At 74.7% G+C, this 13040-nt stretch carries 12 protein-coding genes; all 12 read left to right on the forward strand.

Going from position 1 to position 13040, the window contains the following annotated elements:
- Nucleotide 1: 1 nt before the first annotated feature.
- The 12 genes from ACIQR3_RS31310 to ACIQR3_RS31365 all read left to right on the forward strand — a co-directional run bounded on the left by ACIQR3_RS31310 (nucleotide 2) and on the right by ACIQR3_RS31365 (nucleotide 12984).
- Nucleotides 2-733, forward strand: a complete 732-nt coding sequence (locus ACIQR3_RS31310) for an HAD-IA family hydrolase (RefSeq protein ID WP_403544001.1) — start codon at nucleotides 2-4, stop codon at nucleotides 731-733.
- The gene (locus tag ACIQR3_RS31315) at nucleotides 730-1746 is read left to right on the forward strand and encodes an ROK family protein (RefSeq protein WP_403544002.1); all 1017 of its coding nucleotides are present in this window, start codon (nucleotides 730-732) and stop codon (nucleotides 1744-1746) included. Before ACIQR3_RS31310 ends, ACIQR3_RS31315 begins: the two co-directional genes overlap by 4 nt.
- Nucleotides 1743-2846: an alcohol dehydrogenase catalytic domain-containing protein gene (locus ACIQR3_RS31320; protein ID WP_403544003.1), complete on the forward strand. Its 1104-nt coding sequence runs from the start codon at nucleotides 1743-1745 to the stop codon at nucleotides 2844-2846. The genes ACIQR3_RS31315 and ACIQR3_RS31320 overlap by 4 nt, the downstream gene beginning before the upstream one ends.
- A 73-nt stretch (nucleotides 2847-2919) precedes the next feature.
- Nucleotides 2920-3786 (forward strand): sugar phosphate isomerase/epimerase family protein, encoded by an 867-nt coding sequence (locus ACIQR3_RS31325; RefSeq protein WP_403544004.1) that lies wholly within the window; start codon nucleotides 2920-2922, stop codon nucleotides 3784-3786.
- Nucleotides 3783-4859: a zinc-binding dehydrogenase gene (locus ACIQR3_RS31330; protein WP_403544005.1), complete on the forward strand. Its 1077-nt coding sequence runs from the start codon at nucleotides 3783-3785 to the stop codon at nucleotides 4857-4859. The genes ACIQR3_RS31325 and ACIQR3_RS31330 overlap by 4 nt, the downstream gene beginning before the upstream one ends.
- Nucleotides 4856-6091 carry an MFS transporter gene (locus tag ACIQR3_RS31335; protein WP_403544006.1) on the forward strand — a complete coding sequence of 412 codons (1236 nt, stop codon included), beginning with the start codon at nucleotides 4856-4858 and terminating at the stop codon, nucleotides 6089-6091. The genes ACIQR3_RS31330 and ACIQR3_RS31335 overlap by 4 nt, the downstream gene beginning before the upstream one ends.
- A 260-nt stretch (nucleotides 6092-6351) precedes the next feature.
- On the forward strand, nucleotides 6352-7572 hold the full coding sequence (locus ACIQR3_RS31340) for an MFS transporter (RefSeq protein WP_403544007.1): 1221 nt from the start codon (nucleotides 6352-6354) through the stop codon (nucleotides 7570-7572).
- Nucleotides 7573-7610: 38 nt separating this feature from the next.
- Nucleotides 7611-8780, forward strand: a complete 1170-nt coding sequence (locus ACIQR3_RS31345) for an acyltransferase family protein (RefSeq protein ID WP_403544008.1) — start codon at nucleotides 7611-7613, stop codon at nucleotides 8778-8780.
- 14 nt (nucleotides 8781-8794) lie between these two features.
- The gene (locus tag ACIQR3_RS31350) at nucleotides 8795-9982 is read left to right on the forward strand and encodes an acyltransferase family protein (RefSeq protein WP_403544009.1); all 1188 of its coding nucleotides are present in this window, start codon (nucleotides 8795-8797) and stop codon (nucleotides 9980-9982) included.
- Nucleotides 9983-10054: 72 nt separating this feature from the next.
- Entirely contained in the window at nucleotides 10055-10837 is a 783-nt protein-coding gene (locus ACIQR3_RS31355) for an alpha/beta fold hydrolase (RefSeq protein ID WP_403544010.1), read from the forward strand.
- Between the two features lie 81 nt (nucleotides 10838-10918).
- Entirely contained in the window at nucleotides 10919-12088 is a 1170-nt protein-coding gene (locus tag ACIQR3_RS31360; protein WP_403544011.1) for an acyltransferase family protein, read from the forward strand.
- Nucleotides 12085-12984, forward strand: a complete 900-nt coding sequence (locus ACIQR3_RS31365) for an NADP-dependent oxidoreductase (protein ID WP_403544012.1) — start codon at nucleotides 12085-12087, stop codon at nucleotides 12982-12984. Before ACIQR3_RS31360 ends, ACIQR3_RS31365 begins: the two co-directional genes overlap by 4 nt.
- The last annotated feature ends 56 nt before the right edge of the window (nucleotides 12985-13040 follow it).

The raw sequence follows: 13040 nt of genomic DNA on the forward strand, positions 1-13040 counted from the left end.
CATGCCCGAGCCACAGCCGGCCACCCCGGCGGCACCCCCCGAGGCCCGTTCGCCGCACCTGCGCGCCTCGGTCCTGCTCTTCGACATGGACGGCACGCTGGTGGACTCCACCGCCCTCGTCGAGTCCACCTGGGCGGACTTCAGCGCACGGCACCGGACCGACCTCGCCGAGGTGCTGGCGTACGCGCACGGCCGTCCCACCCGCGAGACGGTCGCCCACTTCGTCGCCGATCCGGAACGGGCCGCCGCGGAGACCCGGCGGCTCGTCGCGCACGAGCAGTCGGAGACCACCGGCATCACCGAGATACCCGGCGCGCGCGCGTTCCTCGCGGCGCTGCCGCGCGGCTCCTGGGCGATCGTCACCTCGGCCGGCCGCAAGCTCGCCGAGGTGCGGCTCGCCGCCGCCGGCCTGCCCCTGCCCGAGGTGCTGGTGAGCGCCGACGACGTGGTCCGCGGCAAGCCGCACCCCGAGGGCTATCTGCGCGCCGCCGCCCGGCTCGGCGTCGCGCCCGGCGACACGGTCGTCTTCGAGGACTCCGGCGCCGGGGTGCGCGCGGGCCTGGCCAGCGGCGCCCGCACCGTGGTCATCGGCGGCCTCGACGACTTCGACGACGTGGCCGAACGCCACGCCGACTTCCGGGGCTTCCGGGTCGTGCCGGGACCGTCCGGGGCCGGCGCGGTGACGGTGACGACGCCCGAGCCGCTCGCCGGCCGGGCCGGGGCACGGCGATGACCAGCGCGACCGCGGCGCCCGGCAGCGCGTCCCGGACGGTGACCGCCTTCGCGGCCGACGTCGGCGGCACCTGGGTGCGGCTGCGGACCGGGGGAGCGGACGGCCCCGTGGAGCGGCTGCGCTCGCCCAGCCGGCTCAACCACCCCGACCGGCCCCTCGCGCTCCTGCGCGAGGACATGGCGGAGCTGCTGTGCGCGGCGGCCCCGCCCGGCGCCCACGCCGCGGTCTCCTTCGGCGCGGCCATCGACCACCTCACCGGCGAGATCCTCGGTTCGGCGCCGCTGTGGGGCGCGGCGGCGCAGCCGTACGACTTGGGCGCCGTACTGCGCGAGCGCCGCCCCGACGTCACCTGGCGGCTGGTCAACGACGTCACCGCCGCCCTGGTGGACTTCGCCGCGGCACACGCCCGGCCCGGCGTCCGGCGCGTCGGATACCTGACCCTCAGCAGCGGCATCGCGATGCGCGTCGCCGACCTGGAACGCCACCGCATCCCGGTCGACGACCGGGGCCTGCAGGGTGAGGTCGGCCACCTGCCGGCCATGACCACCGCCCCGGAGCTGCGGCGGGCCCCCCTGCCGTGCGAGTGCGGCGGGACCGGCCACCTCGCGTCGGTCTCGTCCGGGCCCGGCATCGCGCGCGTGGCCGGACTGCTGGGCATCGCGTGGGGGCCGGCGCTCCCGCAGCGGTTCCCCGACGCCCTCACGGCGGGCGACCCCCGGGCACGCCGGCTGCTGGAGCTGTGCGTCGAACCGGTGGCCCACCTGCTGCGCACCCTGTGGTGCCTCGACCCGCACCTCGACCTGCTCGGGATCGGCGGCGGAGTCGTCGAGGGCCTCGGCGACCACTACGCCGCCGAACTGCGCCGGCAGCTCGGCCTGGCCACCTCCTACGCCGACCGGGGCCGGGAGCCGGACTGGCTCGCCGGCCGGCTGGTGTGGTGCGGTCCCGGCGCGGTCGATCCCCTGCGCGGGGCGGAACGCGTCGGCCGCTGGCTGCCCGGGATCGTGCCGTGAGCGCCGCGACACACCGGGCGCTGGTGCGCCTCCCGGCCGACGCGCGGGGCCGCACCCGTGTCGAGGTCGCCGAGGTGCCGACGCCCCGGCTCGGTCCCGGGGACGTCCTGCTGGCCCCGGTGACCGCGGGGATCTGCGGCACCGACTGGCAGATCCTGCGCGGGCTGCGGGCCGACCCGAGCCGGGTGCTGGGGCACGAGGGCGTGGCCCGGGTCGTCGAGCCCGGCGGCACCGGCCTGCGCGCCGGCTCCCTCGTCACCGTCAACCCCACCCACCCCCGCGACCCCTCGTTCCTGCTGGGGCACAACCTGCCCGGCCTGTGGGCGGAGCGCACCCGCGTCCCCGCCAACGCCGTACGCGCCGGCCTGGTCCTGCCGGTGCCCGAGGGCGCGGACCGCCCGGAGGCGGCCGCCCTGGCCGAGCCGCTCGCCTCGGTGCTGTACGGACTGGAGATCGCCCTCGGCGTGGCGCGGCCGGCCGCCGTGGTCGTGTGGGGCGACGGGATCGTGGGCCGGCTCGCCCTCGAAGCCTGGCGGCGCCGGCTGCCCGGAACACCCGGTCTGCTGGTGGGACACGGCGCCGACGCGGTCGACCCGCGCGCCCCCGGCCTGCCCGAGCGGCTCGCCGAGCTGCCCGCGCCGGTCTGCGCGCTGATCGCCACCCCGCGCACCGGCACCCTGGAGGGACTGGGCGCCGTGGACCGCCACGTGCGGGGCACGCTCCTGGTCGATGTGCACGCCGGCCTGCCGTCGGGCCCCGTCCCGCTGTCCGCGGGCGACATCGACGTGGCGGCACTGCGCGCCGACAACTGCGGGGGCGAGCCCACGCCGCCCCGGGTGCACCGCTTCGACCGGCCGGCCGGCCCTTTGATCCTGTACGGCCACCGCGGCGTCGCCAACCGTCATCTGCGGCAGGCGTTCGACGTCCTGCTGGCCCGGCCGCCGCACGAGCCGCGCGGCGGCGGCGTACTGACCCACGAGGTGGACCTGCCGGGCGCCGCGGACCTCGTCAACTCCGTCCTGGACACGGACCGGAGGGTGGCCGACGGGCGGCGCGTGCTCAAGACGGCGATCCGGACGGGAGTCGGCGATGACGGCTGAGACCGGTGCACCGGGCACGGGGGCGGCACCGGCCCCGGAGTCAGGTACGGCGACGGCGCCCGCGAGGGAGTCGGTGACGACGGCTGAGACCGGCGCACCGGGCACGAGGGCGGAGCCCTGTACGGCGACGGCGCCCGCGGCAGCGGCCGGGCCCACCGTCGTGGCCGCCCCGCAGTGGCGGATCGGTACGGACCGGCCGGCCGCGGCCCGGGCCGCGCTCGCGGCGGGGGCCGACCGGCTCCACCTGGACTTCGGCGGCGCCCACCGCGGGCCACCGCTGAGCGAGCCCGGCGAACTGCGCCGGGCCGTGGCGCTCACCCGGGACGTCCCGGTCCCCGTCCTCGCGGTCAACCACGTCAACGACCTCGGCCTGGCCCACGAGCACGGCGTGGCGAACCCGGCCGCCCTCGACCTGCTGGCGCGTGCCCTGGACTGCGCCCGGAGCCTGGGCGCGGGGGTCCTGCACGTGCCGGGGTTCCGGCGCAGCGCGCCGGTGACCGAGGGGCTGCGGGCGGGCACCGCCGACGCCCTGCGCGCCCTGTGCGAACGGGCCGCGGCGGCGGGCCTGACCGTCGCCTACGAGTCCCCGCTGGGCCCCGTCGAGTCCCTCGCCCTCGCCCGGTCCGTGGACCACCCGGTCCTGCGCCTGGTGCTGGACACCGGCAACCTCCTGGACGCCGGGGAGGACCCCGTCCGCTTCGCCCGCCTCGTCGGGGGCGCGGGGCTGCTCCTGCCGCACCTGCACGTCAAGGACCCCACGACTGCCGCGTCCCCCGCGCCCGCCACCGTCTTCGACACCCTGCCCGCCCTGCTGCGGCACGCGGGCGCGCGCTCGGTGCTCGTGGAGAACGACTACCGCACCTCGCCGACCCGCCTGCGGACCGACATCACGCTGTGCCGTGCCGCGGCCGGATCCAGCCACGCCAAGGACGAACGATGAAAGCCATCCTGCTCACCGGCCCCCGCGCGGTGACGATCACCGAGGTCGATCCGCCCGAGCCCGGCCCGGACGAGGTACTCGTCCGGGTGGGTCTGCTCGGTCTGTGCGGCACGGACCTCGGTTTCTACGACGGCAGCAGCAACTACCTCCGCGAGGGCCTGAAGAGCTACCCCTTCGTCCCGGGCCACGAGTGGGTCGGCACGGTGACCGGGCTGGGCCCCGGCGTCGATCCCGCCCTGGCGGGACAGCGGGTCGCCGGGCACAACTTCCGGGTCTGCGGCCGTTGCCCGCACTGCCGGGCCGGCCGTGTCCGGTACTGCCCGGACCGCAGCGAGATCGGCGTCCTCGGCCCGCGTCCCGGCGCGGGCGCGCAGCTGATCACCGCACCGGTGAGCACCCTGACCCGGATACCCGACGCCCTGTCCGACGCCGCCGGCGTGCTGCTGGAGCCGACCGCCGCCGCGGTCCACGCGGTGGACCGGATCGCCGTGACCCGGCAGGACCGGGTCGCGGTCCTCGGCGCGGGCACCCTGGGGCTCGCCGCGGCCCAGGTCACCCGGGCGCTGGGCGCCCGCACCGTCGTCTTCGACCCCCAGCCCGCGGCGCGGGACCTGGCCCGCCGGCTCGGCCTCACCGCCGTGGCGGCGCCCGGCGCGGACGACGGGGAGGCGTACGACGCCGTGATCGAGGCGTCCGGCAGCGTGGCGGCGGTCCGCTCCGCCGTCCGGCTGGTCGCCTCCGGCGGGCGGGTGGCCCAACTGGGCACGCCGCACCGCGCCGTCGACGGGTTCGACGCGGCGGCCCTGGTCATCCGGGACGTCACGCTGCACGGGGTGCTGTCCGGCATCGGGTACTGGGACCGGCTGGTCGCCCTGGTGGAATCCGGGGCGGTGGACCTGGACGCCCTCGTCGACCGGGTCTTCCCGGTCGACGACCTCGGCGCCGCCTTCGCCCGCCTGGCGGACGCCGGGCGGGCCCGCCCCAAGGTCCTGGTCCGGGTCGGCCCGGTTTCCGGGGACGCGGCGGATCGCCGTACGGCCGCGGGGGACGCCGTGGCCGGAGGGCGCCGGTGAGCGCGGCGCCGCCGACGGCCGCGCCGGACCGGATCGACGCGCCGACCGCCGTACGCCTGGCGGTGCTCGCCGCCGCGACCTTCGTCTACGTCACCTTCGAGGTCTTCCCGGTCGGGCTCATCCACGACATCGCCGCCGATCTGGGGGTCGGCGCCGGCCGGGTCGGACTGCTCGTGAGCGGGTACGCCGTCGTCGCCGGTGCCGTCACCATCCCCACCGTCGCCCTCGCCGGGCGCGTCTCCCGGGGCACGGCACTGGTGGTCTCCCTGCTGGTGCTGGTCGTCGCCGAGCTGCTCACGGCGGCCGCCACGGGGTTCGCCATGATGGTGGCCGGCCGGGTGGCCGCGGCGCTGACCCACGGGGTGCTCTGGTCGCTGATCGCCCCGGCGGCGGCCGGTCTGGTGCCGCGCGGGCGGGTGGGGACGGCGACCGCGGCGGTCTTCGGCGGCTCCTCCCTCGCGGCGATCGTGGGCAGCCCCGGCACCACGTTCGTCGGCGAACTCATCGGGTGGCGGGCCACTTCCCTGCTGCTCGCGGTGGCCACGGCGGCGGTGACCGGGGCGCTGGTGTGGGCCCTGCGCCCCGGTCCGGCGACGGACCCGCCGCCGGCGGAGCCGCCCGCGGCGCGGAACCGGCGGGCGGGGAAGGCCGGCGCGTCCGGGGCGGTGGACTGGCCCGCGGTCCTGACCCTGTGCGCCGTCGCGGTGGTGCTGGTCGTCGCGCACTTCCTCAGCTACACCTACTTCGCCCTCGTCGTCGCCGGGGCCACCGGGACGCCGGGCTCGGTGATCGTGCTGCTGGCCGTCTTCGGCGCGGCCGGGGCGGTGGGGACGTACCTCATCGGCCGTCACAACGACCGGGCCCCGCGGCGCGCGGCGACGGTGACCATGGCGGCCTTCGCGGCGGGGACCGGTCTGCTGGCCCTCTCCTTCGCCCCGGCCCCGGTGGCGGTGTCCTGGACCGTGGCGGGCGTCGCGGTCGCGGTGTGGGGAGGGGCGTTCGCCGCGGCGGGGCCCGTCTTCCAGACCGGGGTGATGCGGCTGGCGGGCGCGGAGGCCGACCGCGCGTCCTCGGTCTACGTCACCGGCTTCCAGATCGGCATCGCCGGCGGTTCCGGCCTCGGGGCGGCGCTGCTCGGCCACCCGGTCGGCGGGCTCCCGCTGGTGTCGGCGGTGCTGGCCGCGGCGGTGCTGGTCGTCGTGGTGGTCCGGCGTCCCGTACCGGAGTCCTGACAGTTCATTTGTGCAGTTCAACAGCAAGCTGCTTGTATAGTGGACAGTAAGCCATTAAAGTACTTCCCAGTCCTTCAGTTCTTCAGTCCTTCAGTTCTTCAGTCCTTCGGTTCTTCGGAGGGCTTCTTGTCCGGTGGGCCGGCCGGGACGCAGCGGCTTCCGGCCGGCCCACCGGCTCCAGTCGCCGGCATCCGGCTTCCCGCTCCCGCTCCGGGCCCGTGGCCCCGTCACCCATGAGAGGCACCTGCATGCGGTCCCGTATGGCTGTCCTGATCCTGGCCATCTTCTGCGTCGGCACGGCCGAGCTCGCGCCGAGCGGCATGCTGGGTGACCTGTCCCGGGACCTGTCGGTGACCATTCCCACCGCGGGCCTCCTGGTGACCGTGTACGCGCTGACCGTGGTGGTCGGCGGGCCGCTCGTCACCGCCGCGACCACCCGGGTCCGCCGCAAGCACCTGCTGGTCGGGCTGCTGCTGGTCTCCGTCGCGGGCAACGTCCTCTCCAGCCTCGCCCCGACCTTCGGCCTGCTGGTCGTGGGCCGCGTGCTGACCGCCGTCATCCACGGCACCTTCCTCGCCGTCTGCGTCGTCATCGCGGGCGGCATGGCCGACGAGGGCAAGGAGGGGTCGGCGATCGCCGGCACCCAGATGGGCATCAACCTGGCCACCGTGCTCGGTGTGCCCCTGGGCACCCTGGTGGCCCAGCACCTGGACTGGCGGGCCACGTTCGGCAGCGTCGCCGTCCTCGCCCTGCTCGCCACCGTGCTGATCCTGCTGGTGATCCCGGACGCCGACGGCGACAGCGGCGCGTCGGCGGCCCACGAGCTGCGCGCGTTCGCCTCCTGGCAGGTGATCGGCACCGTGCTGGCCACCGTCCTGTGCTCGGGCGGCATGTTCACGCTGATCACCTACATGGTGCCGCTGCTCACCGACGTCGGTGACTTCCCGTCCGCCTGGGTGCCCGCCGTGCTCGTCGCCTACGGCCTGGGCTCCCTCGCGGGCAACGCCCTCGGCGGCCGGTGCGCCGACCGGTCCGTCGACGCGGCGGTGCTCGCCCTGTCCACGGCCCTCGCCGCCGTCTGCCTCCTCTACTGGGTCGCCGCCCCCACCCCGGTCGGCGGCGCCGTCTTCCTGATCCTCTTCTCCATCGCGACCTTCGCCCTCATCCCCGGACTCCAGGCCAAGGTGCTCGCCGCCGCGGCCGACGCGCCGACGCTGTCCCTGACCGCCAACATGTCCGCCTTCGGGCTCGGCGCCGCCCTCGGCTCCTGGGCCGGGGGACAGATCATCGACCAGGGCCCCGGCATCCGCGAGGTGACGGTCGGCGCCGCGGCGTTCACCGCCCTGGGCGCCCTGCTGATCGCCCAGACGGTGCACAGCGGTCGGCGCCGCCGCGAGACCCCCGGCGACCCGGCCCGCGACGACGACGCGCGGCGGCCGGCCGCCGACCCCGGAATCACCACGCCCACCTCCCGAACCTGACCCCCTGGCCGGACCTTTCTCACGAGAAAGCCACCCTCATGCCGAGCAGCTCCGCGCCCACCACCAGATCCAGGCTCCCTTCGCTGACCGGACTGCGTTTCATCGCCGCCGCCCTGGTCTTCTTCTTCCACGCCTCCCTGGTCTTCATATCGATGAACCCCTTCGCCGACCCGGACACGGCCGACGGCTTCCGGTGGCTGTTCAGCAAGGCCGGCTGGATGGGGGTGTCGTTCTTCTTCGTCCTCAGCGGCTTCGTGCTGACCTGGTCGGCGCGGCCCGGTGACACGGTCACCGGATTCTGGCGGCGCCGCCTGCTGAAGATCTTCCCCAACCACGTCGTCACCTGGGCCCTCGCCCTGGTCGTGGTCGCCGGCACGGCCACCCCGGCCGGGGTGTGGCTGCCGAACCTGCTCCTGGTGCACTCGTGGTTCCCCGACCCGGCCGTCCACCTGAGCCTCAACGCCCCCGCCTGGTCGCTCTGCAGCGAGCTGCTCTTCTACCTGCTCTTCCCGTTCCTGCTGCGGCCGGTGCTGCGGATCAAGGAGCGCGCCCTGTGGCTGTGGGCGGCGGGCATGGTCGCCGGCATGCTGGCCGTGCAGCTGGTCACCGACTTCCTGGCACCCAGCAGCCCCCCGGCGCCCGGCACCGACGTGACGGTCTGGCAGTTCTGGTTCGGCTACAACTTCCCGCCGGTGCGCATGTTCGAGTTCGTCCTCGGCATGATCCTGGCCAGGCTGGTGCTCGCGGGCGCCTTCCCCCGCGTCGGGATCGTCCCCGCGGCCGTGCTGTGCGTCGCCGGCTACGCCGCCGCGATGGCCGTGCCGTTCCTGTACGGGCTCAACCTGATGACCGTCGTACCGATCTCGCTGCTGATCTGCGCGGTGGCCCGCGCCGACGTGGAGAACACCCCGACGCTGCTGCGCGGCCGCGCGATGCAGTGGCTCGGCGAGGTCTCCTTCGGCTTCTACCTGGCCCAGCAGATCGTGCTGTCCCTCGTGCGGACGAGACTCATGGACAACCGCACCGTGGCCACACCCGCGGGCGTCGCCCTGGTGGCAGCCGAGTTCGCCGCGGCGCTCGCCCTCGGCTGGCTGCTCCTGGTGTGCGTCGAACGCCCCGTCATGCGCCGCTGGGCCCGGCCCCGCCGCAAGCCGGCCGAACCGGCCGAGCCCGCCACGACCCCGCCGCAGCTCACCGCCGCCTCCTGAGGGAAAGGGCACCCATGACCTCGTCGTCCCCCGCTGCCGTCGGCGGCAGCGCGTCCGCGAGCCACCGGACCAAGCTCCCTTCGCTGACCGGGCTGCGCTTCATCGCCGCCGCCCTGGTCTTCTTCTTCCACGCCACCTTCAGCGACCCGCCCCAGAACCCGTTCGCCGACGAGAGCTGGGAGGAGGGCTTCCGGTGGCTGTTCAGCAAGGCCGGCTGGATGGGGGTGTCGTTCTTCTTCGTCCTCAGCGGCTTCGTGCTGACCTGGTCGGCGCGGCCCGGTGACACGGTCACCGGATTCTGGCGCCGCCGCCTGCTGAAGATCTTCCCCAACCACGTCGTCATGTGGGCGCTCGCCATGGTGCTGTTCGCCGGGGCGATGACGCCGGTGTCCGCGTGGCTGCCGAACCTCTTCCTGATCCACTCGTGGTTCCCGCAGCACGCGACCTTCATCAGCGTGAACCCGCCGAGCTGGTCGCTCTGCAGCGAACTGCTCTTCTACCTGCTCTTCCCGTTCCTGCTGCGGCCGGTGCTGCGGATCAAGGAGCGCGCCCTGTGGCTGTGGGCGGCGGGCATGGTCGCCGGCATGCTGGCCGTGCAGCTGGTCACCGACTTCCTGCTGCCGCAGCACCCGCCGACCCCGGAGGGCTTCGGCATCTCCCTGTGGGAGTTCTGGTTCGGCTACAACTTCCCGCCGGTGCGCATGTTCGAGTTCGTCCTCGGCATGATCCTGGCCCGGCTCGTGATGAGCGGAACCGCTCCCCGCGTCGGCATCGTCCCGGCCGCGCTGCTGTGCGTGGCCGGCTACGCCGCCGCGATGGCGGTGCCGTTCCTGTACGGCCTCAACCTGATGACCGTCGTCCCCATCGCCCTGCTGATCTGCGCGGTGGCCCGCGCCGACGTCGAGGGCACCCCCACCGTGCTGCGCGGTCGCGCGATGCAGTGGCTCGGCGAGGTCTCCTTCGGTTTCTACATCGCCCAGTACGTGGTCATGTACTACGGCCGTACGGAGCTGATGGACGAACGGCTCTTCGGACCGGCCGCCGGCATCCTCGTCCTCCTCGGTTTCTTCCTCGCCACCCTCCTGGTCGGCTGGGCGCTCCTGGTCTGCGTCGAACGTCCGGTGATGCGGCGCTGGGGCAGACCGGCCCCGCGCCCCGCCGCACGGGAGGACGAACCGCGCCCCGCCCCCGCCCTGCACTGACCGGCCCGGGCCCCCGTACCACTGCGTCATTTTCCTTCCCCCCATGTAACCCATCCGAAAGAGGAGATCTCCGTGCCCACGATCGACGTCAACGGCACCCCCGTCCACTACACCGCCGAGGGCGACGGGCCGGGACTCTTGTTCGTCCACGGCACGGCCGCCGACGGCGAGAGCAACTGGGGCCACCTGCGTGAGCACTTCACCGGGCGCCACACCGTCATCACCCCCGACTACTCGGGCAGCGGCAAGACCCCGCTGCACGCCGACGACCTGAGCCTGGACGAACTGGTCGACCAGGTGATCGGCGCCGCCCGGGCGGTGACCGACGAGCCCTTCGACATCGTCGGGTTCTCGCTCGGCGCCGTGGTCGCCGCCGCCGCCGCGGCCAAGTACCCGGAGCTGGTCCGCCGCCTGATCGTCATCAACGGCTGGGCCCGCAACGACGACCCGCGCCAGCAGCTCGCCGTCGACCTGTGGCGGCGGCTGCCGGACATCGACCAGGAGGCCTTCGCCGCGTACAGCGCGCTGCTCATCTTCTCGCCGCCGTTCCTGGCCGGCTTCGGCAGCGACGGCGTCAAGAGCACCGTGGCCGGCATCACCGCCGAGGTCGGCACCCTGCGCCAGATCGAGCTGGACCACCGGGTCGACATCACCGACCTCCTGCCCGCCATCGGTGCCCGCACGCTCGTCATCGGATCGACCCGGGACCTGCTGATCCCCGTCGAGCACTCCCGCGAGATCCACCAGACCGTCAAGGACAGCGAGTACGCCGAGCTGGAGAGCGGCCACATGGTCGTGTTCGAGAAGACGGCCGAACTGGTCCAGCTCATCAGCGAGTTCCTCGACCGGGACTGACCCCGGCCGACGGCCGGTGCGGCCGGGGCCGGTCCCGGCCGCACCGGTCCGTCCATTTCCGTCACCATCCGGAGAGCCATCTTGTCCATATCCGCATCAGCCCCGTCCGACGCGATACCCGCCCAGCCCGCCCCCCGGCCGCAGCAGGCCGTGCACGGCCGGCTCCCGTCCCTGACCGGGCTGCGTTTCATCGCCGCGCTGCTGGTCTTCTGCTACCACTCCTCGCTCACCCTGCCCGCCCTCAACCCGTTCTCCGCACCGGACGTCTCGGACGGTTACCGGTGGCTGTCCAGCAACGCGGGCTGGGCCGGGGTGACCTTCTTCTTCATCCTCAGCGGCTTCGTCCTGACCTGGTCGGCCCGGGAAGGGGACCGGCCCCGGCACTTCTGGCGCCGCCGGTTCTTCAAGATCTACCCGAACCACCTCGTCACCTGGGTCCTGGCCCTGGCCCTGCTCTCCGGAGCCGCCACCCAGTGGTGGCAGGCGGTGCCCAACCTCGCCCTGGTGCACGCCTGGATACCGGAGTTCACCGTCTTCCTCGGGGTGAACCCGCCCAGCTGGTCGCTGGCCTGCGAGCTCTTCTTCTACCTGTGCTTCCCGCTGTTCCTGCGCTGGATCAAGAAGATCCCGGCCGCCCACCTGTGGCGCTGGGCCGCCGGGGTCGCGGCCGCGGTGATCGCCGTACCCGCGCTGGCGTACCTGCTGCTGCCCGCGAACCCCCCGATGCCCGAGGGCTCCCCGGCCTCCGTCTGGCAGTACTGGAGCGTGTACATGCTCCCGCCGGTACGCGCCCTGGACTTCGTGCTCGGCATGCTGATGGCGCGCATCCTGCTCACCGGCCGGAAGTTCACCGTTCCGGTGCTGCCCGCCGCGCTCGCCTGCGTGGCCGCGTACGCCCTGTCGCTCCACATCCCGTGGCTGTACGCCCTCGACGCGGTCTTCGTCGTACCGATGGCCCTGCTGATCCCGGCGGTCGCCCGCGTGGACACCTCGGGACGGCCCAGTGTGCTGCGCAGCCGGCCGATGGTCTGGCTCGGCGAGGTGTCCTTCGCCTTCTACATGGTCCATCTCATCCTGCTGAACGTGGTCCGCGACGCCCTGGGCCCCGAGCGGTACTTCGGGACCGCGGCCGGCGTCGGCGTGCTGCTGGCGCAGATGGTGCTGACCCTCGGCGTGGCGTGGCTGCTGTACGCGGCGGTGGAGAAACCGGCCATGCGCCGGCTGGGACGGTCCCGGAAGGCGGCGGCGTGAAAGCGGTGGTCATCGACCGCTACGGTCCGCCCGAGGTCCTCACCGTGGCCGATCTGGCCGAGCCCCGGCCCGGCCCGGGAGAGATCCTGGTCCGGGTGGCGGCGGCGGCCGTCAACCCGGTCGACCTGGCGGTGCGCCGCGGCGACATCCCCTCCCCGGTGCTGCCGGCCGTCGTCGGCTGGGACGTCTCCGGGACGGTCGTCGGGGCGGGCCCCGGCGTCACCCGTTTCCGGGCGGGCGACCGGGTGATCGCCGCCCGCTCCCCGCTCGCCACCGGAGCGGGGACCAGCGCCGAGTACGTGGCCCTGGACGAGACCCTCGCCGCACGGGCCCCCGGGAACATCGCCCTCGCGGACGCCGCGGCCCTGCCCCTGACCGCCCTCACCGCCGCGCAGGCCCTCGCGCGGCTCGGCGCCGGCTTTCGCGGACGCCTCCTGGTGAGCGGCGCCGCGGGCGCGGTCGGCGGTCACCTCGTCCAGCTCGCCGCCCGCGGCGGCCTGCGGCCGGCGGGCCTGGGCCGCGCGTCCGACACGGACACGGTCAGGGCGCTCGGCGCGGCGGAGGTCTTCTCGGACGCGGAGGAGCCCGAGGCCGGTTCGTTCGACGCGGTCATCGACGCGGCGGGCCGTCCGGAGACGATCGCGGCGGTGCGCGACGGGGGACGCTTCGTCTCCCTCACGCCGTTCGCGGTGCCACGGGCCGAGCGGGCCGTCGACGTGGAGGTGTACGGCGTACAGACCGACGGCGTCCTGCTGGACACACTGGCCCGCCATGCGGAGGCGGGCGGGCTGACCGCGCGTGTCGCCCGCGTCCTGCCCTTCGCGGACGCGCCGCGTGCCCACGCCCTGCTCGAAGCGGGCGGCACCCGGGGCAAGATCCTGCTGACCCCGGGCTGACCGCCCCCGCCCGGCCGTTCAGCGGTCCCCGGGGGCGGGATCGCACGGCGGGCCGC

It is taken from the genome of Streptomyces sp. NPDC090994 (genome assembly GCF_044768905.1).
GTDB lineage: Bacteria > Actinomycetota > Actinomycetes > Streptomycetales > Streptomycetaceae > Streptomyces.